The organism is Anaerobacillus alkaliphilus, assembly GCF_004116265.1.
Lineage (GTDB): Bacteria > Bacillota > Bacilli > Bacillales > Anaerobacillaceae > Anaerobacillus > Anaerobacillus alkaliphilus.
This window is the reverse complement of record NZ_QOUX01000046.1, coordinates 252,707-277,806: the sequence shown is the minus strand read 5'-3', so window position 1 is coordinate 277,806 and position 25,100 is coordinate 252,707. Positions and strand designations below refer to the sequence as shown.

General features: G+C 36.9%; 21 protein-coding genes. All 21 read left to right on the top strand.

Annotated elements, in window-relative coordinates; genetic code table 11:
* Positions 1-94 precede the first annotated feature (94 nt).
* Positions 95-1,804 carry a proline--tRNA ligase gene (locus DS745_RS16515; RefSeq protein ID WP_129079336.1) on the top strand — a complete coding sequence of 570 codons (1,710 nt, stop codon included), beginning with the start codon at positions 95-97 and terminating at the stop codon, positions 1,802-1,804.
* Between the two features lie 182 nt (positions 1,805-1,986).
* Positions 1,987-6,291 (top strand): PolC-type DNA polymerase III, encoded by a 4,305-nt coding sequence (locus DS745_RS16510; RefSeq protein ID WP_129079335.1) that lies wholly within the window; start codon positions 1,987-1,989, stop codon positions 6,289-6,291.
* A gap of 369 nt (positions 6,292-6,660) precedes the next feature.
* The gene (gene rimP / locus DS745_RS16505) at positions 6,661-7,131 is read left to right on the top strand and encodes a ribosome maturation factor RimP (protein WP_129079334.1); all 471 of its coding nucleotides are present in this window, start codon (positions 6,661-6,663) and stop codon (positions 7,129-7,131) included.
* A gap of 185 nt (positions 7,132-7,316) precedes the next feature.
* Positions 7,317-8,447 carry a transcription termination factor NusA gene (gene nusA, locus DS745_RS16500; RefSeq protein WP_129079333.1) on the top strand — a complete coding sequence of 377 codons (1,131 nt, stop codon included), beginning with the start codon at positions 7,317-7,319 and terminating at the stop codon, positions 8,445-8,447.
* A gap of 18 nt (positions 8,448-8,465) precedes the next feature.
* Complete coding sequence (gene rnpM, locus DS745_RS16495) at positions 8,466-8,738, top strand: RNase P modulator RnpM (RefSeq protein WP_129080062.1); 273 nt, start codon at positions 8,466-8,468, stop codon at positions 8,736-8,738.
* On the top strand, positions 8,738-9,037 hold the full coding sequence (locus DS745_RS16490; RefSeq protein WP_129079332.1) for a YlxQ family RNA-binding protein: 300 nt from the start codon (positions 8,738-8,740) through the stop codon (positions 9,035-9,037). The genes rnpM and DS745_RS16490 overlap by 1 nt, the downstream gene beginning before the upstream one ends.
* Positions 9,038-9,094: 57 nt before the next feature.
* Complete coding sequence (gene infB, locus DS745_RS16485; protein ID WP_129079331.1) at positions 9,095-11,251, top strand: translation initiation factor IF-2; 2,157 nt, start codon at positions 9,095-9,097, stop codon at positions 11,249-11,251.
* A complete protein-coding gene (locus tag DS745_RS16480) occupies positions 11,248-11,526 on the top strand; it encodes a DUF503 domain-containing protein (RefSeq protein WP_129079330.1) in 279 nt (92 codons plus the stop codon). The genes infB and DS745_RS16480 overlap by 4 nt, the downstream gene beginning before the upstream one ends.
* 58 nt (positions 11,527-11,584) lie before the next feature.
* The gene (rbfA, locus tag DS745_RS16475) at positions 11,585-11,941 is read left to right on the top strand and encodes a 30S ribosome-binding factor RbfA (RefSeq protein WP_129079329.1); all 357 of its coding nucleotides are present in this window, start codon (positions 11,585-11,587) and stop codon (positions 11,939-11,941) included.
* Positions 11,942-12,013: 72 nt separating this feature from the next.
* Positions 12,014-12,937, top strand: coding sequence for a tRNA pseudouridine(55) synthase TruB (gene truB / locus DS745_RS16470; RefSeq protein ID WP_129079328.1), 924 nt, complete (start codon positions 12,014-12,016; stop codon positions 12,935-12,937).
* Between the two features lie 38 nt (positions 12,938-12,975).
* On the top strand, positions 12,976-13,935 hold the full coding sequence (ribF, locus tag DS745_RS16465; protein ID WP_129079327.1) for a bifunctional riboflavin kinase/FAD synthetase: 960 nt from the start codon (positions 12,976-12,978) through the stop codon (positions 13,933-13,935).
* Between the two features lie 112 nt (positions 13,936-14,047).
* Positions 14,048-14,317 (top strand): 30S ribosomal protein S15, encoded by a 270-nt coding sequence (gene rpsO, locus DS745_RS16460; protein WP_129079326.1) that lies wholly within the window; start codon positions 14,048-14,050, stop codon positions 14,315-14,317.
* Positions 14,318-14,494: 177 nt separating this feature from the next.
* The gene (locus DS745_RS16455) at positions 14,495-16,597 is read left to right on the top strand and encodes a polyribonucleotide nucleotidyltransferase (protein WP_129079325.1); all 2,103 of its coding nucleotides are present in this window, start codon (positions 14,495-14,497) and stop codon (positions 16,595-16,597) included.
* Positions 16,598-16,806: 209 nt separating this feature from the next.
* Positions 16,807-17,793, top strand: coding sequence for a polysaccharide deacetylase family protein (locus tag DS745_RS16450; protein WP_129079324.1), 987 nt, complete (start codon positions 16,807-16,809; stop codon positions 17,791-17,793).
* A gap of 20 nt (positions 17,794-17,813) precedes the next feature.
* The gene (locus tag DS745_RS16445; protein ID WP_129079323.1) at positions 17,814-19,052 is read left to right on the top strand and encodes a M16 family metallopeptidase; all 1,239 of its coding nucleotides are present in this window, start codon (positions 17,814-17,816) and stop codon (positions 19,050-19,052) included.
* Positions 19,053-19,139: 87 nt separating this feature from the next.
* Positions 19,140-19,385 (top strand): YlmC/YmxH family sporulation protein, encoded by a 246-nt coding sequence (locus DS745_RS16440; RefSeq protein WP_129079322.1) that lies wholly within the window; start codon positions 19,140-19,142, stop codon positions 19,383-19,385.
* 194 nt (positions 19,386-19,579) lie between these two features.
* Complete coding sequence (gene dpaA, locus DS745_RS16435) at positions 19,580-20,482, top strand: dipicolinic acid synthetase subunit A (protein WP_129079321.1); 903 nt, start codon at positions 19,580-19,582, stop codon at positions 20,480-20,482.
* Positions 20,479-21,081 carry a dipicolinate synthase subunit B gene (locus DS745_RS16430; RefSeq protein WP_129079320.1) on the top strand — a complete coding sequence of 201 codons (603 nt, stop codon included), beginning with the start codon at positions 20,479-20,481 and terminating at the stop codon, positions 21,079-21,081. Before dpaA ends, DS745_RS16430 begins: the two co-directional genes overlap by 4 nt.
* A 450-nt stretch (positions 21,082-21,531) precedes the next feature.
* Entirely contained in the window at positions 21,532-22,581 is a 1,050-nt protein-coding gene (gene asd, locus DS745_RS16425) for an aspartate-semialdehyde dehydrogenase (protein WP_196121277.1), read from the top strand.
* A gap of 161 nt (positions 22,582-22,742) precedes the next feature.
* Positions 22,743-23,966 (top strand): aspartate kinase, encoded by a 1,224-nt coding sequence (gene dapG / locus DS745_RS16420; protein ID WP_129079319.1) that lies wholly within the window; start codon positions 22,743-22,745, stop codon positions 23,964-23,966.
* A 98-nt stretch (positions 23,967-24,064) separates the two neighbouring features.
* On the top strand, positions 24,065-24,925 hold the full coding sequence (dapA, locus tag DS745_RS16415) for a 4-hydroxy-tetrahydrodipicolinate synthase (protein ID WP_129079318.1): 861 nt from the start codon (positions 24,065-24,067) through the stop codon (positions 24,923-24,925).
* Positions 24,926-25,100 lie beyond the last annotated feature (175 nt).

Sequence of the window (25,100 nt, the reverse complement as noted above, 5' to 3'; positions counted from 1 at the left end):
GTGTTGTAAGTAATGCTTAAAGCATCTCTTAGTCCAATTCTTCTTTCATTCAAATAATCATAATCTTATCATATCTAAAACAGAGGTGTTTTTTATGCGTCAAACTCATTATTTAAGTCCTACGCTTAGAGATGTACCAGCAGATGCTGAAGTTACGAATCATCAGTTGATGCTACGAGCTGGACTGATTAGGCAAACGGCATCTGGGGTCTACTCGTTTTTGCCACTAGGCTTACGTGCGTTAAAAAAGGTTGAAAATATTGTAAGAGAAGAAATGGATATGGCAGGAGCTCAGGAAGTTTTAATGCCAGCCATCCAGCCAGCAGAGCTTTGGCATGAAAGTGGACGTTGGGAAGCTTATGGACCTGAATTGATGCGTTTTAACGACCGTCATAATCGTGAGTTTGCATTAGGGCCAACTCATGAAGAGGTTATTACTACGTTGGTAAGAGATGATGTTAAATCCTACAAAAAACTTCCTATGACTCTCTACCAAATACAAACGAAATTCAGAGATGAAAGAAGACCTCGCTTTGGTGTTTTAAGATCTCGTGAGTTTATTATGAAGGATGCCTATTCGTTTGATACAACTCAACAAGGACTAGATGTTAGTTACGACAAAATGTACGAGGCGTATACAAATGTATTTAATCGTTGTGGTTTAGATTTTCGTGCTGTTGTTGCTGATTCAGGTGCAATGGGTGGAAAAGATACACATGAATTCATGGTACTTTCAGGTATAGGTGAAGATACTATTGCCTATTCAAGTGAAAGTAATTATGCAGCCAATATTGAGATCGCACCGGTTGTAGCTAACTATAGTAAGAGTACAGAAGAAGTGCTTTCTTTAGAGAAGTTTTCTACTCCTGACCTAAAAACGATTGATGAATTAGAGGATTCTTTAGGAATAAATAAAGAAGCTTTGATAAAGGCAGTTCTTTTCATTGTCGATGAAAAACCAGTACTTGCACTTGTACGTGGTGATCATGATGTTAATGATGTAAAGATTAAACACTATTATGAAGCAAGTATTGTTGAGTTAGCTAGTCGTGAACAAACCCTTCAATATATGAAATGTGAACCAGGATTTATTGGTCCAATAGATATTAGTGAAGAGGTTGATGTAGTTGCTGATGTAGCTATTCAATATGTGGTAAATGCTGTTTCTGGGGCTAACGAAAAAGATTATCACTATAGGAATGTAAATCCAGAGAGAGATTTTAAAGTTAAAGAATATATTGACCTTCGTTTTATTAAAGAAGGTGATTTGTCACCTGACGGCCAAGGAGTTATTAAATTTGCTGAAGGTATTGAAGTTGGACACGTCTTTAAATTAGGTACACGTTATAGTGAATCAATGGGTGCTATTTTCTTGGATGAAAATGGGAAGACACAGCCAATGATTATGGGTTGCTATGGAATTGGTGTGACACGAACAGTGGCAGCGGTAATTGAACAGCATAACGATGAAAAAGGGATTGTTTGGCCGAGAGCTGTAGCGCCTTTTGATTTGCACTTAATTGCTGTAAATATGAAAGATACGGAACAAAAAGATCTATCAGAACAATTATATAAACAATTAATGAAAGATGGTTATAGTGTTCTTTTTGATGATCGTGCGGAAAGACCAGGGGTGAAATTTGCGGATGCAGATCTTATTGGTTTACCTCTAAGAATTACCGTTGGAAAAAAGGCAAATGAAGGGATTGTAGAATTAAAAATTCGCAAAACCGGTGAGGTTGTTGAAGTGCAACTAGAGCAGCTATCTTCAGAGTTAACGACGATCTTATCAAATTTATTATAAGAATGACAACAATGGTACCTTGCCGTTTGAAGGTACCATTTTCTATGAAAAGTTTTTTTTCATCCAGTATTTATCTACCCAAGGTGATGTGAAAATTTGTTATACTAATAAAATGCATGTACATGGTAGTATTAGTAATAAAGCTTTATTCTTTAAATTTGAAAATACATGGGAGGTTTATTATGAGCGAAGAAAAACGAATACGCCAAGAGCGATTTCAACTACTCCTCCAACAAATATTGTTTCCAACGGATTTATCGGAGCGTTTCTTTCAAGATGGACTTATTCAAAAACTATCAATCTTTAAAAATGAAAAAAAATGGGAGTTTGAGTTTCAAGTCGACAATATTCTTCCATATCAGGTCTTTCAATTATTTCAAGAACGTTTAGGACAAACTTTCGGCCATATTGCGACTGTTACCTTTACGCTTAGTTATACAAATGCCAAAATGGAAGAAAAGACAATAATTGAGTATTGGCCATTCTTAGTTGATAGTCTTGAAGGGTTTTCACCTTCAATTCAACATTTTCTAAAAGGGCAAACACCTGAGATACAAGGTCAAAAAATAATAATTACAGTTAGAAATGAAACCGAAGCTACGGCACTTAGTAGGAAGCTAAAGGATCCTTTAAAAGACGCTTTTCTAAGACTAGGCTTCCCAAACTACCTTGTTGAAGCAACTGTAAAACAATCAAAACAAGAGTTTCAACAATTTGTTGCACAAAAAGAGCAAGAAGATCATTCGAAAATGATTGCTGCGATGATTGAAAAACAAAAAGTTGAAAAACGAGCTGACTCAATTTCTCACTCCAACGAGGCTTTAACAATTGGCTATCAGATTAAAGATGAAATTGTACCAATTGAAACGATACAGGATGAGGAAAAGAAAGTGGCTATTCAAGGTTATGTGTTTGATGCAGAGACAAGAGAGTTAAGAAGCGGACGTACATTATTAACATTTAAGATTACCGACTATACAGATTCCATATTAGTAAAAATCTTTTCAAATGATAAAGAGGATGTTCCATTACTTCAAGCTGTAAAAAAAGGCTTATGGTTAAAGGTGCGTGGCGGTGTTCAACAAGATACATTTGTACGTGATCTCGTAATGATTGCCAAAGATATAAATGAAGTAAAACCGGTTCTCAAACAGGACTTAGCTCCAGAAGGGGAAAAACGTGTAGAATTACACTTACATTCGCCAATGAGTCAGATGGATGCCATTACTCCGTGTAGCAAAATTATTGAACAAGCTAGCAAATGGGGCCACCCAGCCATTGCTATTACTGATCATGGCATCGTTCAGTCTTTCCCTGAAGCATATGGAGCGGGGAAAAAACTTGGGATAAAAATTCTCTATGGACTTGAAGCAAATCTAGTGGACGATGGTGTGCCGATTGCTTATAACACGGACCATCGTAAGTTATTTGAGGAAACTTATATCGTTTTTGACGTTGAAACAACAGGTCTTTCTGCTGTTTACAATACCATCATCGAACTTGCTGCTGTAAAGATACAAAATGGGGAAGTCATTGATCGGTTTGAGTCATTTGCAAATCCACATGAGAAATTAACAAATACCATTATTGAATTAACAGGTATCACTGATGACATGCTTGTTGGTGCTCCTGAAATTGACGATGTTTTAAAGGATTTTCGAGCTTGGATCGGTGATGACATCCTTGTAGCTCATAATGCTAGCTTTGACATGGGTTTTATTAATGCAGGCTTCCGGAAAATTGGATTAGCAGATGCAGCAAATCCTGTCATAGATACGCTAGAACTTGCTAGATTTTTATACCCAGAAATGAAAAACCACCGTTTAAATACTCTTTGTAAAAAGTTTGATATAGAACTGGTAAGTCACCATAGAGCGATCTATGATGCCGAAGCAACTGGATATTTACTATGGAAATTAGTGAAGGACTGTATCGAGCAAGAAATAGAGTATCATGACCAATTAAATGACAATATGGGTAAAGGCGATTTCCATCGTCTCCGTCCTTCTCATTGCATTTTGTTAGCGCAAACTCAAGCAGGGTTGAAAAATTTATATAAGCTAGTTTCGCTTTCACATTTAGAGTTTTTCTATCGTACTCCTAGAATACCTAGATCTCTATTACAGAAATATCGTGAGGGGATCATTGTAGGTTCGGGGTGTGACAAGGGAGAAGTATTTGAAGCGATGATGCAAAAGTCTAGTGATGAGGTTGAACAAGTGGCAAAATTTTATGACTACCTTGAAATACAGCCTCCTTCAAATTACTATCATTTAATTGAAAAAGAACTAGTTCGAGATGAATTAGCTCTAAAAGAAATTATTGGAAAAATCGTAACTCTTGGAGAGAAGTTAGGGAAACCGGTGGTCGCTACTGGTAACGTTCATTACCTTGATAAGAATGACGCCATCTACCGAAAAATCCTGATTGCAAGTCAAGGTGGAGCAAATCCATTAAATAAACAAACACTTCCTGAAGTTCATTTCCGTTCGACAGATGACATGCTTGAATGCTTTGATTTTTTAGGCGAGGAAAAGGCAAAAGAAGTTGTAGTGTTAAACACACAACTAATTGCTAACCAAATAGAGGAGATCAAACCGATCCCTGATGACCTTTATACACCTAAAATTGAAGGTGCTGACGATGAGATTCGTCAAATGAGTTATAATCGTGCCCGAAGTATCTACGGGGATAACTTACCTGAACTTGTTGAAGCAAGATTAGAAAAAGAACTTAAAAGTATTATTGGCCATGGATTTGCAGTAATCTACTTGATTTCTCATAAACTTGTAAAAAAATCATTAGATGATGGGTACCTAGTAGGTTCAAGGGGTTCCGTAGGTTCATCATTTGTAGCGACGATGACCGAGATCACAGAGGTTAATCCGCTACCTCCGCATTATGTATGTCCAAACTGCAAACATTCCTATTTCTTTGATGATGGTTCTGTTGGATCAGGATTTGACTTACCGGATAAAGATTGTCCTGAGTGTGGGACAGCCTATGTTAAAGACGGACATGATATTCCATTTGAAACGTTTCTCGGTTTTAAAGGAGATAAAGTTCCCGATATTGACTTAAACTTTTCTGGTGATTATCAACCTAGGGCCCATAACTATACGAAAGAACTATTTGGTGAAGAATTTGTTTATCGTGCGGGAACAATCGGTACCGTTGCAGAGAAAACAGCCTATGGTTATGTAAAAGGATATCAAAGCGATTATAACTTACAAATGCGTTCAGCAGAAATTGACCGTCTTGTTGCTGGATGTACCGGGGTAAAACGAACAACTGGACAACATCCAGGGGGAATTATTGTTGTTCCTGATTACATGGAGATCTATGACTTTTGTCCAATTCAGTTTCCAGCTGATGATAAAACATCTGAATGGAAAACGACTCATTTTGACTTTCACTCGATACATGATAATTTACTAAAGCTTGATATACTTGGGCATGATGATCCTACCGTAATTCGAATGCTCCAAGATTTAAGTGGAATTGATCCTAAAACCATCCCTACAGATGATCCTGAAGTATATAAGCTTTTTAGTGGAACAGAAAGTTTAGGCGTAAGTGAAGAGCAAATCCTCTGCAAAACAGGAACATATGGTATTCCTGAGTTTGGGACAAGATTTGTTCGACAGATGCTTGAAGAAACAAAACCGTCATCATTTAGTGAACTTGTCCAGATTTCCGGATTATCCCACGGGACGGACGTTTGGTTAAACAATGCAAATGAACTTATCTACAATGGAACTTGTGTATTAAAAGAAGTTATTGGTTGTCGTGATGACATCATGGTGTACTTAATATATAAAGGACTTGAGCCATCTTTAGCATTTAAAATTATGGAAAACGTTCGTAAGGGGAAAGGGCTACCTGAAGAATGGATTGATGAAATGAAGAAAAATAATGTGCCAGATTGGTACATTGGTTCCTGTTTGAAAATTAAGTACATGTTCCCGAAAGCCCATGCTGTTGCCTATGTACTAATGGCCGTTCGGATCGCCTATTTTAAAGTACATCACCCAATTCTTTTTTATGCAGCGTATTTTACTGTGAGGGCTGATGACTTCGATTTAGATACGATGATTAGAGGGTCTGCCTCAATTAAAGCTAAGATAGAAGAAATTAACTTAAAAGGTCTAGATGCTTCACCGAAGGAAAAGAACTTATTAACAGTATTAGAGTTAGCATTAGAAGCGTGTGAACGTGGCTTCTCCTTTAAAAAGGTAGATTTATATAAGTCTAGTTCTACTGATTTTATTGTTGATGGTAACTCCTTATTACCACCATTTAATGCCATGACTGGTGTTGGAACAAACGCGGCTATTAATATTGTGAAGGCTCGTGAGCAAGGTGAATTTTTATCAAAAGAAGATTTACAACAGCGAAGCAAAATTACAAAGACAGTATTAGAAAATTTGGATGATCATGGCTGTCTTGAAGGACTACCAGCTTCAAATCAGTTGTCTCTATTTTAATGACATTATCAAAAGCAGCTTGCAACTTGCATAAATTTAGGGTTTATGTTATATTTTTGAGGTAATACTTTGAATAGGTGACACAAAAAGAGTGGGGAAACCCACTCTTTCGTTTTACTCTAAAAGGATTTTTACAGTTTTAGCTAATACATAGAACTTACATACAAGTAATTGTCTCGTTTCATACTATAATAAATACTCTTTCTGATATGTTTCACTTCGAGTAAGAACTAGTAATTACAAATTGACAAGAGAGTTCTTTTTTAGAAGCAATTAAACCGCGCTTGACTTTTGGATCACCCAATTGGCTCATGTGTGGATTTGGAAAGTTATATGTACAGGTTATGCTCGTTTTAAGGAGGGATAATAATGAGTAGCAAAGTAACTACAGCCGTAGAAGAACTAGTTATACCTATTTTGACTAATATGCAACTTGAACTTGTAGATGTTGAATTTAAGAAAGAAGGGAAGAATTGGTTTCTACGAGTTTACATTGACTCAGAAAAGGGTGTAGATATTGAGGACTGTGGCACTGTCAGCGAAAGATTAAGCGAACTTTTAGATGAAAAAGACCCAATTACACAAGCATACTTCTTAGAAGTATCTTCGCCTGGTGCTGAGAGACCATTGAAAAAAGAGTCCGATATTGAAAAGGCAGTCGGTAAGAACATATACGTTACCTTATATGAGCCAATTCAAGGTGAGAAAACACATGAAGGTAAATTGGTTTCTTTTGTTGAAAATCAGTTAACGATTGCAACAAAACAAAAAACACGTCTAGTAGAAGTGGTCATTCCTTATGAAAAAGTAGCAAGTGCTAGGTTGGCCGTAGTGTTCTAATAGATTTGTAAAAAGTTGCCTTTCCTCTAAGATACATGGAACTATGCAGCATTACACTGAGTAAATGTTGGTCGATACCAATATAATTGCAGCCACATTTATACTAAATGGGACGTATTGACTCACAAAGCGTAACAAGCTTGGTTTGTACGACCATTCTAAAACGAAAGGGGGAAAAGAGCTCCATGAATACTGATTTTATGGATGCATTAACTACGTTAGAAAAAGAAAAAGGAATTAGTAAGGAAATTATTATTGAAGCAATTGAGGCTGCTTTAATTTCTGGTTACAAACGTAACTTTAATCAAGCCCAAAATGTTCGTGTGGATATTAATCGTGAGAACGGCAGTATCCGTGTTTTTGCCAGAAAGCAAGTAGTGGAAGAGGTTTTTGACTCAAGATTAGAAATTTCCCTTGAAGCGGCAAAAGCCATGAACCCACAATATGAGGTAGACGATATTGTTGAAATTGAAGTAACCCCTAAGGATTTCGGTAGAATTGCTGCTCAAACAGCTAAACAGGTTGTAACTCAACGTGTTCGAGAAGCTGAAAGAGGTATTATCTATGCTGATTTTATTGATCGCGAAGAAGATATTATGACAGGAATTGTTCAAAGGCAAGACAGCCGTTTTATCTATGTAGACTTAGGGAAAGTAGAAGCTCTACTACCGTTAAGTGAGCAAATGCCTAACGAAACTTATAAGCATAATGATCGTATCAAAGCTTACATAACCAAAGTAGAAAAAACGACTAAAGGTCCTCAGATTTTGATTTCAAGAACGCACCCTGGATTATTAAAGCGATTATTTGAGTTAGAAGTACCTGAAATCTTTGATGGTACAGTTGAACTTAAGTCAGTTGCCCGAGAAGCTGGTGACCGTTCGAAAATTGCTGTTCATGCAGAAAATCAAGAGGTTGATCCTGTTGGTTCGTGTGTTGGCCCAAAAGGGCAAAGAGTTCAGACAATCGTGAATGAACTTAAAGGTGAAAAGATTGACATCGTTCGTTGGTCAGAAGATCCAGTAGAATATGTTGCAAATGCTTTAAGCCCTGCTAAGGTAGTGCAAGTAAAGGTAAATGAAGAAGAAAAAATGACTCAAGTTATTGTTCCTGATTACCAACTTTCATTGGCTATTGGTAAAAGAGGGCAAAACGCAAGGTTAGCAGCTAAGTTAACAGGTTGGAAAATTGATATTAAGAGCCAATCTGAGGCAGAAAGTCTCGGTCTATATAATTCTAACGAGGCACAGAATTTGGACATAGAAGATGAAGTTGCTGATTATAATTTTGAAGAGGGACACGTAGAACAAGAGTAGTAAGGAGTAGGGGCCATGATGAAGAACCGTAAAGTTCCACTTCGCAAATGTGTTGTCACAAATGAGATGAAACCTAAAAAAGAATTAATCCGTATTGTTCGTACCCCTGAAGGCGAAGTCGTTGTCGATTTTACTGGGAAAAAGTCTGGAAGAGGGGCATATGTGAGTAACAGCCAAGAATGCTTTGAAGAAGCAAAAAAGAAAGATGTATTTTCCCGTCATTTAAATGTGAAAGTTAGTTCCGAAATATATGACCAACTTATCAAAGATCGAACTAAAGGAGACTTATAATGAAGCAACCACAATGGTTTTCGCTCTTAGGCCTAGCGGCTAGAGCAAGAAAGCTCGTTACTGGGGAAGAGCTTGTGATTAAAAGTATCCGTAAAAAAGAAGTCCATTTGGTAATAGTAGCAGATGATGCCTCAGACTTGACAAAGAAAAAGTTACAGGATAAATGTCAATACTACAATGTTACGTTGCAGTTCGCGTCTGATCGAGGACAGCTCGGTGCTGCGATTGGTAAACATGAAAGAGTAGTTATTGGTGTTACAGACGAGGGATTTGCTCAAAAGCTCCTTTCACTTCTTTAATAAATAGCAAGTTTGAAAGCTGGTTGAACAAGACCATGTTCAAAGGGAGGAAAGCAAATGAGGAAGATGCGTGTTTATGAATATGCAAAAGAAAAAAATATATCAAGCAAAGAAATTATTGACAAATTAAAGTCATTAAATATTGAGGTAACCAACCATATGTCAGTCATTACAGAAGAAGCCATGAAACAATTAGAGGGTCCAAATAAAGAGGAACCTAAAAATGTAGCACCCAAAAAAGAAGTAAAAGCAGGTAAACAAGAGGACAATGAAGACGATATCCCTGTAGCTGTTAAGAAAGATAAGAACGAACAAAAGGTTATAAAAAAGCCTACTCAATTTAAAGATGCAGATACGAAGAACGCTGCTCCTAAGAAAAACGATAAGAAGAAAAACAAGAGAAATCAAAACCAACAGAACCATAAGCCACAAAACGAAGAGAAGAAAGAAACTATGAAAACTCCAACAAAAATTACTTATTCAGGTTCACTTACAGTGGGCGAGCTAGCGAAGCTTCTTCATAAAGAACCTTCAGAGTTAATTAAAAAACTAATGTTCCTAGGTGTTATGGCAACAATCAACCAAGAATTAGATAAGGAATCGATTGAATTAATTGCCGGAGACTTTGGAGTTGAAGTAGAAGAAGAGATTATCTTAGAGGCTACAGATTTTGAACGATATGAAGAAGAAGATGATCCAAAAGACTTAAGAGAAAGACCACCTGTTGTTACAATCATGGGTCACGTTGACCATGGAAAAACAACACTCCTTGATTCAATTCGTCATACAAAGGTTACTGCAGGCGAAGCAGGGGGAATTACCCAACATATTGGAGCCTACCAAGTCGAAGTAAATGACAAGAAAGTTACGTTTTTAGATACCCCTGGTCACGCAGCTTTTACAACTATGCGTGCTCGTGGTGCTCAAGTTACTGATATTACAATTCTTGTTGTTGCTGCAGACGACGGGGTTATGCCACAAACGGTAGAAGCAATCAACCATGCGAAAGCAGCAAAAGTACCAATTATTGTTGCTGTGAATAAAATGGATAAAGAAGCTGCAAATCCTGATAGAGTTATGCAAGAATTAACTGAACACGGATTAGTTGCGGAAGCGTGGGGAGGAGATACGATCTTCGTTCCAGTTTCAGCGCTAAAAGGTGAGGGGATTGATGAGCTTTTAGAAATGATCCTATTAGTATCAGAAGTAGAAGAGTACAAAGCCAATCCGAAAGCTTATGCACGTGGTACAGTAGTCGAAGCAGAACTTGATAAAGGCCGCGGAGCTGTTGCAACCCTTCTAGTACAATCTGGTACATTACACGTAGGAGACCCAATTGTTGTCGGTAATACATTTGGGCGTGTCAGAGCCATGGTAAATGACCTTGGTCGACGTGTAAAAACAGCGGGTCCATCGGCACCTGTAGAAATTACAGGCCTAAGTGATGTACCACAAGCAGGAGACCAGTTCTTAGTATTTAAAGACGAGAAAACAGCTCGTTCTGTTGGTGAAGCAAGAGCTTCGAAGCAACGTGATGCTGAAAGATCAGAAAACAGTAAAGTAAGTCTTGATGATTTATTTAATAGAATTCAACAGGGTGAAATTAAAGATATTAATATCATTGTTAAAGGTGACGTTCAGGGTTCTGTTGAAGCAATGAAAGGTTCACTAGAAAAGATCGATGTTGAAGGTGTTAAAGTTAACATTATCCATACTGGTGTAGGTGCAATTACAGAATCGGATATTATTTTAGCAAGTGCTTCAAATGCAATCGTTATTGGATTTAATGTTCGTCCAGACGTAAATGCGAAACGTACTGCAGATAGTGAAAAAGTAGACATTCGACTTCACCGAGTTATTTACAATGCAATTGATGAAATTGAAGCAGCAATGAAAGGAATGCTTGATCCAGAGTTCGAAGAGAAAGTCATTGGTCAAGTAGAAGTTAGAACAACGTTTAAGGTATCAAAAGTAGGGACGATTGCTGGATGTTATGTAACTGAAGGTAAGATTACAAGAGACTCAACAGTACGTTTAATCCGTGACGGGGTTGTTATATACGAAGGCAAAATTGACGCACTTAAGCGCTTTAAAGATGATGCGAAAGAAGTTGCTACGGGGTATGAGTGTGGTATTACCCTGGAGAAGTTCAATGATATTAAAGAAGGCGATATTATTGAAGCTTATATAATGGAGGAAATTAAGCGTACATGATCGGGAGTGTAACATGTGAATGTTTCATTTATGATGTACAGTCATTAAAAGGAAAGCGTTCGGTCTTAAAGAGTATAATTACTCGCTTAAAGCAAAGGCTAAACATATCGGTATCAGAAACAGGATATCAAGATCTCTGGCAACGGACTGAAATATCGATAGTAACGGTTGCTAGTGATCGTGTCATAGCAGAAAAAGAATTGCAGAAGGCTTTAGCGATGATCGATTCCACTCCAGAAATAGAACGAACCATTACAAACTTTGAATGGTTTTAGTATGCTTTATATTAGAAGAAGCAACATAGCTTCATTGCATTTCTAACGAGGTGAGAATATGAGTGTTCGTGCAAATCGTGTTGGTGAACAAATCAAAAAAGAAATGACTGACATTCTTCAGCGTGAGCTAAAAGATCCAAGAATTGGCTTTGTTACTGTTACAGGAGTTGAAGTCACTGGTGATTTACAGCAAGCAACGATTTATATTACTGTTTTAGGTAATGAAGAACAAAAAGAATCAACATTACAAGGTCTTTCAAAAGCCACTGGATTTATCCGTTCAGAAATTGGGAAGCGAATTAGACTTAGAAAGACACCGGAATTAATTTTTAAATTTGATGAATCAACTGAGTATGGGAATAGAATTGCGTCTCTGCTTGGGGAACTTAATCGGCAACAAGATCATCAACAATAAAGACCTAGGGGGATAGTTAATGCTATCTCCTTTTCTTCTGTTATAAAGAATTATTGAAAAGTGGTGAAGAAGATGGAGCTACAGGGAATACTCCCATTACATAAACCTAAGGGAATGACATCTCACGACTGTGTTGCAAAACTAAGACGGATACTCAAGACTAAGAAAATTGGCCATACAGGAACTCTTGACCCTGAGGTTACTGGTGTTTTACCAATTTGCATTGGAAGAGCAACAAAAGTGGCACAATACATGTCAGATTATTCGAAAACATATATTGGTGAAGTAACAATTGGTTTTTCAACGACGACTGAAGATTTCACTGGGGAATTACTAGAGAAAAAAGCAGTTGCCAAGTTATTTTCTAGACAAGAAATAGAGGAAGTACTACAATTATTTACAGGGACAATAACTCAAATACCACCCATGTATTCTGCAGTTAAGATTAAAGGAAAAAAATTGTACGAATATGCAAGAGCTGGGATAGAAGTCGAAAGACCCGAGCGACACGTTGTGATACATCAGTTAGAGTTACTCACAGAGCCAGAATTACTTGAGGGTGACCAAGTAAGGTTTTCTTTTCAAGTTCACTGCAGCAAAGGAACTTACGTACGGACTTTAGCAGTTGATATTGGCAAAAAACTTGGGTACCCTGCTCATATGTCTAGTTTAATTAGAACGGCTTCTGGTCCATTTAAACTAGAGGAATGTCTAACATTTGAAGAAGTCGAGTTGAAAGCAGAAAGTGGCGAACTTCAAGGCGAATTACTTAAACTTGAAGATGCAATAGCCTATTTTCCCAAAATTTTAATAGATAAAGAAATAGAAAGTAAAGTGATGAATGGAATGGTACTGCCACTAAACGTCGACTTAGAAGCTGACCGTTTTACTATATATAATCAAGATGGAGATTGCTTAGCCATTTATATGAAGCACCCTACCAAAGCAGGTTTAATGAAACCAGAAAAAATATTAAAGAATGATGTTTTAGGCTAACTAGGCAAATGAGCATTACTGAAATTGAGGTGAAAACGTTGAAAACAATCACGCTGACATATCCACATCAGCTTAAGAAGGAACATGTAAAAGAAACTGTAATCGCCTTAGGTTTTTTTGATGGTGTTCATTTAGGTCATCAGCAAGTGATTAGTACTGCAAAGCAAATAGCTGTAGAAAAAAATATGCAGAGTGCTGTCATGACATTTAATCCACATCCAAAAGAGGTATTGCGAGGAAAAAATGAAAAGTTAGAGTATCTAAGTCCATTGCCAGAAAAAATAAGGCTTATTGAGAAGCTAGGTGTAGATGTTCTCTACGTAGTTCAATTCACCCAGGAATTTGCAAATTTAACACCGCAACAATTCGTAGATGACTATTTAATCGGGTTAAATGTTAAACATGTAGTTGCTGGATTTGATTATTCCTATGGGAAATTGGGCAAGGGGACAATGGAAACACTCCCATTTCATTCAAGAGAGCAGTTTACACAAACGACGATTTCTAAAGTGGAAACTGACCACGAAAAAATTAGCTCATCAAATATACGCATACTTTTAACCACGGGAGATGTCGACAAAATACCTAGTTATTTAGGTCGGTATTATGAAATTCGTGGAAAAGTAATACACGGAGAAAAGCGTGGTCGTAGTATCGGTTTTCCTACAGCAAATATTGATACGGATCGGTATTTTCTACCAACTAACGGTGTTTATGCTGTTTATGTAAAGATACAAGAGCGTACTTACGAGGGAGTTTGTAACATAGGATTTAAACCCACTTTTCATGATAACGCTGTAGTAAAATCTGTTGAAATACATGTATTTGAATTTAATGATGAGATTTATGACGAGAACATCACGGTTCAATGGATTAAAAGAATTCGAAGTGAAAAGAAGTTTGCGGGCGTTCAACAATTAATTGATCAGATAGCGAGTGATAAGGCTTCCGCAAAACAAATTTTAACTAAATTAGACATGTGTTCTTGCAATTTGTAGTAAAAACATGTATTCTTATTATTGTACGTTTGTACAAAACCGTTTCTTGGCTAAATCGACTCACCAACGTTTGCTAGGGAATTGGGGATTATGAAAAGGGAGGTGAATTAGGATGGCATTAACTCAAGAGCGTAAAAATGAAATCATTGAAACGTTTAAAGTGCACGATACTGACACTGGATCTCCAGAAGTACAGATCGCTATCCTAACGGAGCAAATCAATACGTTAAACGGGCATTTACGTACCCACAAGAAAGATCATCACTCACGTCGTGGTCTTTTGAAAATGGTTGGGCAACGTCGTAACTTACTTACGTACCTACGTAATAAAGACGTTACTCGTTACCGTAATCTAGTTGACAAGCTTGGTTTACGCAGATAATGAAAACACGAAAGCGGGATTCGTCCCGCTTTTTTGTTAGATTTAATTATTGGGAAAATATTCATAATTACTTACTTTTTTACTAGGATAAAAAACTTTTGAATTTACATATTTAAGGAAATAATAAAAGTTAGGTAATTTAATTAATTTAAGAAGACGAGAGGAGTCCTCGCAAACATGGTACATGAAACACAAAAATTTACAATGGATTGGGCAGGTCGCGAATTAACGTTTGAAATCGGTGAATTCGCTAAGCAAGCAAATGGTGCTGTGATGGTCAGATATGGCGAAACAGCGGTTCTTGCAACAGTAACTGCATCAAAGTCACCAAAGCCGTTAAATTTCTTTCCTCTTACAGTAAACTATGAGGAACGTTTATACGCAGCTGGAAAAATCCCTGGTGGATTTATCAAGCGTGAAGGTCGCCCAAGTGAAAACGCAATATTAACCAGTAGGTTAATTGACAGACCGATTCGTCCGCTTTTTCCAGAAGGATTTCGTAATGAGGTTCAAGTTATTAGTATTGTCATGAGTATTGATCAAAACTGTTCACCAGAAATGGCAGCTATGGTTGGATCTTCATTAGCATTATCAATTTCAGACATTCCATTTGATGGGCCAATTGCTGGTGTTACAGTAGGAAGAATTAATGGTGAATTTTTAATCAATCCGACTACAGAGCAGTTAGAAAACAGTGATATCCACTTAGTGGTAGCAGGTACAAAAGATGCTATTAACATGGTTGAAGCCGGCGCCGAAGAGGTTTCTGAAGAAGTAATGTTAGAAGCAATTATGTATGGGCATGAACAAATAAAACGTCTAGTTGCATTTCAAGAAGAAATTGTTGCTCAACTTGGTAACATTGAGAAGATGGAAGTTATTCTTCAAGAAGTTGACGCAGATCTAAATGTATTAGTTCGTGAATTTGCAGATGTCGAATTAAGACAAGCTGTTCAAGTCCAAGAGAAGCATGCTAGACAAGCAGCTATTGATGCAGTAATGGAAAAAACGGTAGCTCACTTTGAGGAAAATGAAGAGATTGATTTAGGTCAAGTAAAAGAAATTCTTCATAAAATTGTAAAAGAAGAAGTAAGACGCTTAATTACTAAAGAAAAAGTACGTCCAGATGGACGAGCTATTGATGAAATTCGTATGCTTACTTCGAAAATAGATATCCTACCAAGAACGCATGGTTCTGGTCTTTTTACAAGGGGTCAAACTCAAGCGTTGAGTATTTGTACACTTGGAGCACTCGGCGATGTGCAAATATTAGATGGATTGGGTATTGAAGAGTCTAAACGATTTATGCATCATTATAACTTCCCACAATTTAGTGTTGGGGAAACCGGGCCAATTAGAGGACCAGGCCGAAGAGAAATTGGTCATGGGGCTCTAGGTGAGCGTGCACTTGAACCAATTATTCCGTCTGAAAAAACGTTCCCTTACACAATTCGTTTAGTTTCAGAAGTTCTTGAATCAAATGGGTCAACTTCTCAAGCGAGTATTTGTGCGAGTACACTCGCGATGATGGCAGCAGGTGTACCAATTAAAGCACCAGTTGCAGGGATTGCGATGGGTCTGATTGCTGAAGGGGAAGACTATACAGTTCTAACTGATATTCAAGGTATGGAAGATCATTTAGGGGATATGGATTTTAAAGTAGCAGGAACAAAAGATGGTATTACTGCACTTCAGATGGACATTAAAATCTCAGGAATTAATCGACCTATTTTAGAAGAAGCATTAGAGCAAGCAAGACAAGGGCGTCTTCATATTCTAAATAATATGTTAGAAGCAATTAGTGAACCTAAAACACAGTTATCTGAGTATGCACCTAAGATCCTAATGCTCTCAATCAATCCTGATAAAATTCGTGATGTGATTGGACCAAGTGGTAAAGTAATCAATAAGATTATTGAAGAAACTGGTGTCAAAATTGACATTGAACAAGATGGAACGGTGTTTATTGCTTCAACGAATCAAGAAATGAATGAGCGAGCAAAACAAATTATTGAAGATATTGTCCGTGAAGTTGAAGTTGGGCAAACATATTTAGGAACAGTAAAACGAATTGAAAAATTTGGTGCTTTCGTAGAAATCTTTAAAGGTAAAGATGGACTTGTTCATATCTCACAACTTGCTGAAGAACGTGTCAACAAAGTTGAAGATGTTGTGGCGATTGGAGACGAAATTCTTGTAAAGGTTACTGAAGTAGATAACCAAGGAAGAGTTAATCTTTCAAGAAAAGCAGTACTTAAAGAGGAAAAACAAGAAAGTTAAATGAAGAGGCTGGGGCTTTAGCCAGTCTCTTTTTCTAATTAAGAATGATGAATTGTGAATGATGAATTACCCGAATTATTATTGATGGGAAGTTGCTTTGAAGCGAATGAAAAGTAATTCAGAATTCAAAATTGGCAATTCACAATTAACTGGATTTGTTCTACCTCGTCCAACCCTTGCATATTTTTTAGTACAAGGGGGGACAGTTAATGTTAAAGAAGTTTATTTTACAAGTTTGTACTTTTGTTATTATAATGATTTTGTCGATTGGCTCGATCCAGAATCCATATACTTCTAATTACATACAAGATATTAAGAGGGAAAGTATCGCTGTGTCCAGTTTTAACGACCCTCTTTTTATAGAGCTAGAACATTATGCAAAGCAACATAATGAGCCAGCAATTAACGCTGTAGTAGATAAAGTGTGGAAGGCAATACCTGGATTAAACGGCTTAGAAGTTGATATTGAAACTTCTTATGAGAAAATGCGGAAAGATGGGCAATTTCTAGAAAATAAGTTAGTATATAAACAGGTACCTCCAGAAGTTCATTTAAGTGATTTGCCAGCTTCACCAATCTATAAAGGCAATCCTGAAAAACAAATGGTTTCATTCCTTGTGAATGTTGCTTGGGGAAATGAATATATCCCTACTATGTTAAAAATTATGAATGCTCATAATGTAAAAGCAACTTTTTTCTTAGATGGTTCATGGACGAAAAATAATCCTACATTAGCAAAAATGATTCTCGATGAGGGACATGAAATTGGAAATCACGCATACTCTCATCCGGACATGAAAAAATTGTCCAATGCAAGAATTAATGAAGAAATTAGAAAAACGAATGAAATTATTAACGCTACGTTAGATGTTACACCGAAATGGTTCGCGCCACCTAGTGGTAGTTTTCGTCAAGATGTTGTTGATATTGCTAAAAGTATGCAGATGTATACGATCCTGTGGACTGTTGATACAGTAGACTGGCGCAATCCAGAACCACACGCTATGGCACAACGAGTTATACAAAAGGTAGAGCCAGGTTCAATGATTTTAATGCATCCAACGGCAAGTAGTACTGGTGGTCTAGAACAAATGATAACTGGCATTAAAGCAAAAGGATATCAAATCAGCACTGTGACAAATCTCCTGAGTGAGGAGAGAATAGGTGTTCCAAATGAAGCTTCACAGTCATATTGAAACAATAGGAGGAAATATATTTGATACAGAAGTTTGAAACTCCAAATGGATTGAGAATTGTTTTAGAGAAAATTCCTACTGTAAGATCAGTATCTATAGGAATATGGATTGGAACTGGCTCACGGTTTGAGTCAACAAAAGTTAATGGTGTTTCACATTTTCTTGAGCATATGTTTTTTAAAGGTACACAGAAGCGAACGGCTCAAGAGATTGCGGAAGCATTCGATGGAATTGGTGGGCAAGTTAATGCGTTCACTTCTAAGGAATACACTTGTTATTATGCTAAAGTGTTAGATGACCATGCTAATATTGCTTTAGATGTATTATCGGATATGTTTTTCCATTCACTTTTCGAGGAAAAAGAGTTAGAGAAGGAAAAAAACGTTGTATTAGAAGAAATTAAGATGTATGAAGATGCACCAGACGATATTGTCCATGACTTGTTAGCACAAGCTAGTTTCGGCAACCATTCATTAGGTTATCCGATTTTAGGGACTCAAGATACTTTAAAATCTTTTTCGAATAAAACATTACGAGAGTATATGAATGATCAATATACAGCTGAAAATGTAGTAATATCAATTGCAGGAAATGTAGATGAAGAATTTATTCATCAAGTAGAAGCAATCTTTAAAGATGTAGGCAAGAGTGACCAAAAACGAGAGTATATTACACCGGTATTCCTAGCGGAAAAATTGGTTAGAAAGAAAGATACTGAACAAGCACATTTATGCCTAGGTTATAATGGACTTCCTATAGGGCACGAAGATGTTTTTAGCCTTGTTTTATTGAACAATATCTTGGGCGGAAGCATGAGTAGTCGTTTGTTCCAGGAAGTTAGAGAAAAGAAAGGGCTAGCTTATTCCGTATTTTCTTACCACTCTTCGTACCACGATAATGGGATGTTGACCGTATATAGTGGTACAGCACCTCATCAACTTGATGAACTTTATGAAACGATTATGGCAACGTTAAATAGTATTTCAAAAAATGGAATAACTGATAAAGAGTTAACAAAAGGCAAAGAGCAATTAAAAGGAAATTTAATGCTCAGTTTAGAAAGTACGAACAGTCGTATGAGTCGTAACGGTAAGAATGAACTACTGTTAAAACGTCATCGCTCACTTGATGAGACAATAGAGGAAATTAATAATGTTTCCCTAAATAATGTGAACCGTCTTAGTGCTGATATATTCTCTAATGCTTATTCTGTTGCATTAATTAGTCCCGAGGGTGAGCTCCCAAATCAATTGAGATAGTCCTAACAAAAATACCAACTTCGGTTGGTATTTTTTTTTTTTGTCCACATAAAAATGAAGTAACAGAAGATACAAGGGGGAGTGGGCATGAAATTAAGCGAAATTAGTGGCAAGGAAATTATCGATTACAACAAAGGAGAACGATTGGGAATTCTAGGACAGACGGATCTTGTCATTGATGAGGAGACGGGCAAAATTGAATCATTTATTATTCCCTCAATGAAATGGTTTGGGTTAGGAAAAAAAGAAAAAGAAGTTGTCGTTTACTGGCGTCAAATCGTTAAAATTGGAGCAGACATGATTATCATAGACGTTGATAAAGAAAAAGATTAGCAGTAATCTATATATTTCTACTTAAAAGTCATGCGTTGCATGGCTTTTTATTTTTGAGTTAACAAAACAGAACATGAAAACTTCTACCTAGCATTCACAGTTTTGTGCGTTTATACATAGTATGATTTTGAATTAATAAGGAGTATTCCCCTGTAACGTTTAACAGCGAACAACAGTGAGAAAGGGGAGGAACAATGTTAACAGGGAAACATGTTGCGATCATTGGTGGAGATGCAAGACAATTAGAAGTTATTCGTAAATTAATTGAACTTGATGCAAAGATATCACTCATAGGCTTTGATCAACTTGATGAAGGTTTTGTTGGGGCTTCTAAAGTACAATTAAATCAAGTTGATTTTAGTACAGTTGAGGCCATAATGCTACCGGTTAGTGGCACTAGTTTAGAAGGGGAAATTGAAACAATCTTCTCAAATGAGAAAATTGTATTGAAAGAAGACCACCTAAAAGCAACTCCAGAGCATTGTGTCATATTTTCAGGAATTAGCAACCAATATTTAAAAAGTATCGTTAAAGCAACAAATAGAAAGCTTATTGAATTATTTGAACGAGATGATGTAGCAATTTACAATTCAATACCGACAATGGAAGGAACATTGATGATGGTTATTCAGAATACAGACATCACCATCCATCGCTCCAATGTCGTTGTTTTAGGTTTTGGTAGAGTAGGAATGACAGTAGCAAGAGCCTTTCATGCGTTAGGGGCAAATGTAAAGGTAGCTGCTCTAGAGAGTAATCTTCTTGCAAGAATTTATGAAATGGGATTTGAGCCAATTGATTTGGCACAACTAGCAAATGAGGTTCAAAACGTGGATGTTTGTATTAATACAATTCCAGCAAGGGTGCTAACTCCTACGATCTTATCTAAGATGCCGACTCGGTCACTAATTGTTGACCTAGCGTCAAAACCGGGCGGAACAGACTTTCGTTATGCAGAAAAAAGAGGAATAAAGGCAATGCTTGCACCTGGTCTACCAGGTATCGTTGCTCCGAAAACAGCTGGGCAAATTATCGCAAATGTTCTTTCCAAATTGCTGCTAGAAGAACACAACAACATTGAGGAGGAACAATCATGAACTTAAAAGGGAAACATATCGGCTTTGGATTAACCGGTTCTCACTGTACGTACAGTGCTGTTTTACCAGAAATGAAAAGATTAGTTGATGCAGGAGCCAAAGTAACACCGTTTGTTAGCCATACGGTAAAAACAACAGATACCAAGTTTGGTGAGAGTGATGATTGGTTAAGACAAATAAAAGAAATTACAAGTGAAGAAATTGTAGATTCAATTGTTAAGGCAGAACCTTTTGGACCAAAAACACCACTTGATTGTATGGTTATCGCACCATTGACAGGGAACTCTACGAGTAAGTTCGCAAATGCCCTAACAGACTCACCGGTTCTAATGGCAGCTAAGGCTACATTACGTAATTTGAAGCCTGTCGTCTTAGGGATTAGTACGAATGATGCGCTTGGTTTAAACGGGATGAATTTAATGAAGTTAATGGCTACAAAAAATATTTACTTTATCCCTTATGGGCAAGATGATCCGTTTAAAAAACCGAACTCTCTTGTTGCAAGAATGAGTGCACTTCAAGATACTGTTGAGGCAGCGCTAGAAGGAAAGCAGTTTCAACCAGTTCTTGTCGAGCGATATAAAGACACCAACGAATAAAAGGTACAATTGAACAATCCATTTTCAATTCCCTTAGTTTATGTTAAGATATTATCCATATGTATGGACAGCATAAACAAATTGATGATTGATTGTTAACGTAAGTATAATAGAAAGATAGGATAATAATCACTGAAATAAATTAAAGAATGTATTGTTTATTTAACTGTCATTTTTACCACATAATTTTAATACTTTTTATTGTAGTGGTGCTTGACATGGGGGAAAAACAAAGGCTTTCGCTAGTAGACTGCCTAGTTCGGTAAGTCTAGCGAAAAGCCAGTTTTTCATCAGAGGGTTATTATCATCTTTCTTTTCTTCAAAAGAAGAACTACTAGAACGTTAACAATTAAAATACTATTAAAATCTGATGATAGTATTTTAAGATTTAGGCAGTAGCCTTATTGGCGGTCTAAATTTCTCTAAATATAAGGAGGGTATCAACTTATCATGGCAATTGAAAAAGGATTTCATGTAGCGGTAGTTGGAGCAACAGGTGCAGTAGGAGAACAAATTCTGAAAACACTAGCAGAGCGCAATTTTCCAATCTCTAAACTTACATTACTATCATCAAAACGTTCAGCTGGTAAGACTCTTACTTTTAAAGGTGAGGAAGTAGTTATTCAAGAAGCTACTCCTGAAAGCTTTGAAGGAGTTCAGTTAGCATTATTTAGTGCAGGTGGTTCCGTTTCAAAAGCATTAGCACCAGAGGCTGTTCAAAGAGGTGCAATTGTTGTTGATAATACAAGTGCATTTAGGATGAATCCAGAGATTCCATTAGTAGTTCCAGAAGTAAACGAAGATGATTTGCACAAACATAATGGAATTATTGCGAACCCAAACTGTTCAACTATTCAGATGGTCGTAGCATTAGAGCCAATTCGCAAAAAATATGGATTAAAAAAGGTTATAGTTTCTACGTATCAGGCAGTAAGTGGAGCAGGTGCGATGGCAATTAAAGAAATGAAAGACCAAACAGCTGCTATTTTAGCAGGTGAAGAATTCACACCAGAAATTTTACCTTGTGGAAGTGACGAAAAGCACTATCAAATTGCTTTCAATGCTATTCCGCAAATTGATAAGTTTCAAGAAAATGGATTTACCTTTGAAGAAATGAAAATGATCAATGAAACGAAGAAGATTATGCATATGCCAGAATTACATGTTGCTGCAACTTGCGTAAGGATTCCAGTTGATACAGGGCACTCTGAATCCGTATTCTTTGAAACAGAACATACTGGTTTAACGGTTACTGAACTAAAGGAGATGTTTACAGAAGCTCCTGGTGTTGTACTAGAGGATGATATTAACAACCAACTTTATCCGATGCCTATTAACTCAGTAAGTAAAAATGACGTTTTTGTTGGTAGAATTCGTCAAGATTTAGATAACGAAAAAGGCTTCCATATGTGGGTTGTATCTGACAACCTTTTAAAAGGAGCAGCTTGGAATTCAGTTCAAATTTCAGAGAGCTTAGTGAAACTAGGCCTATTAAAATAAGAACCCTATATAATTAAAGGCTGATTTTAAAAGCGTGCAGTGACCCCAACTACGATTGGTAAATTGATAAACAACTGTTTATCTTGGGGTGCCCTTTTAAATCAGCCTATTTTAAGTTGTGAAAAGAAATATGCAGTTGAAATACGATAAAGAGGTGGAATATGAAGGTTATTGTTCAAAAATTTGGTGGAACCTCATTAAAAAATGAAGAAGCTAGGACCCAAGCAGCCCAGCATGTTTTGGCTGCGGTAAAAGAAGGATATAAAGTTGTTGTGGTAGTATCGGCGATTGGAAGGCAGGGAGATCCTTACTCTACTGATACTCTCTTAAATTTAGTCGGTGGAACTGCTCAGACACATGTTGGTAAACGAGAATTAGATTTATTAATGTCTTGTGGAGAGTTAATATCTTCAATTGTATTCTGTAATCTACTAGCAAGTTTTAAACTAAAAACCATTGCAATGACAGGGGCTCAGGCCGGCTTTAGAACAAACGAAGATTTCTCTAATGCAAAGATCATTGAAATGGACTGTGAGAACTTACTACAAAAACTAACTGAATTAGATGTTGTTGTTGTGACGGGGTTTCAAGGTGTGTCAGAAAATGGGGAACTAACAACATTAGGGAGGGGAGGAAGTGATACCTCTGCTACCGCTATTGGTGCAGCTATTCAAGCCGAGTGGGTAGATATCTTCACAGATGTCGAAGGCCTTATGACAGCCGACCCACGTATTGTAGATGATGCCAAACCAATTGCAACGGTTACTTATAATGAAATTTGTAACATGGCTTATCAAGGTGCAAAGGTCATCCATCCAAGAGCAGTTGAAATCGCCATGAATGCGAAAGTGCCAATAAAAATACGTTCAACATTCTCCAACTTAGAGGGTACACTAGTATCAGCTGGAAATAGAAACAAAGCAGGGATGGATGTTGAAGAACGATTAATCACCGGAATTGCCTATGTTTCAAATGTCACGCAAATTAAAGTTCTAGCCAAAGATGGAGATTACAATCTTCAAGCACAAGTGTTTAAAGCTATGGCAAACGAAGGAATTAGTGTTGATTTTATTAATATCAACCTAATGGGAGTGGTTTACACTATTTCTGACGAAAATACAAACAAAGCGATAGAGCTACTAGAGCAAATGGGATACGAACCAATTGTGACGAAAAATTGTGCCAAGGTATCAGCAATTGGGGCAGGAATGACAGGCGTTCCAGGAGTAACTGCAAAGATTGTTGGTGCTTTAGCTGATGAAAACATCTCAATTCTCCAATCTGCAGATTCTCATACGACCATTTGGGTTTTAGTTAAAGAAGAAGACAAAATAAAAGCTGTAAATACGTTACACAAAATCTTTAAACTTGACCAAATTAACTAAAACTAAAATACAACTTTTCTCTTCGATTAATGGCAGATGTGGAGTTTTTGAATATAATGGCATTATGAGTTAGTAATGGTAATGAAAGGGTGAAAAACGTGAATTTTGGGCAAGTGCTTACGGCGATGGTAACACCTTTTGATCGTAATGGCCAAATTGATTATGGAAAAACAACAGATTTAATTGAACATTTGATAACAAATGGTTCAGATGCGTTAGTTGTGGCAGGTACAACGGGAGAATCCCCAACATTATCTACAAGTGAAAAGATTGCCTTATTTGAGCATACGGTTAATGTAGTAGCTGGGAGAATTCCTGTTATTGCAGGAACTGGAAGTAATAGTACTGCGAGTTCAATTGAACTAACAAAGCAAGCAGAAGCTATTGGGGTTGATGGTATTATGCTTGTTGCACCATATTACAACAAACCTTCTCAAAGTGGTATGTATGAACATTTTAGGGCAATTGCCACTAGTACTCAATTACCCATTATGCTTTATAATATTCCAGGTCGTTCAACCGTTAATATGTCTGTAGAGCTTGTTATAGATTTGGCAAGAATTGAGAATATTGTTGCTATGAAGGAAGCTAGTGGTAATCTTGATCAAATAACGTCAATTATTTCAGGAACTCCTGATGATTTCTTTGTTTACAGTGGTGATGATAGTTTAACTCTACCTGTTCTAGCAGTAGGTGGGAATGGGGTTGTATCAGTTGCTTCCCATGTGGTTGGAAACGATCTAAAACAAATGCTCCAAGCATTTTATGCTGGAAAAATTCAAGAGGCTGCTAAGTTACATCAAAAGCTTCTACCGATCGTTAAAGCGTTATTCATGGCTCCTAATCCGTCACCAGTAAAAGCAGCTCTCCGAATGAAAGGTTTGGATGTAGGAGATGTTAGGTTACCTCTTGTAGAATTAACCGAAGAAGAACTTGAATTGTTAAAGAAAATTATCTAGAGTAACATTACTTCAAGCCTTGATCGTGATGATTAAGGCTTTTTATCTGCTCTCTATTTCCTTTGAGACGGGTAAAGAATTAAATTAATTTACCATTTCTACATAAATGTTCTTGTCCTAGAACAAAAGAATAAGTTATACTACAAACAAGTGATTAGTTCGGGGCTATAGTAAA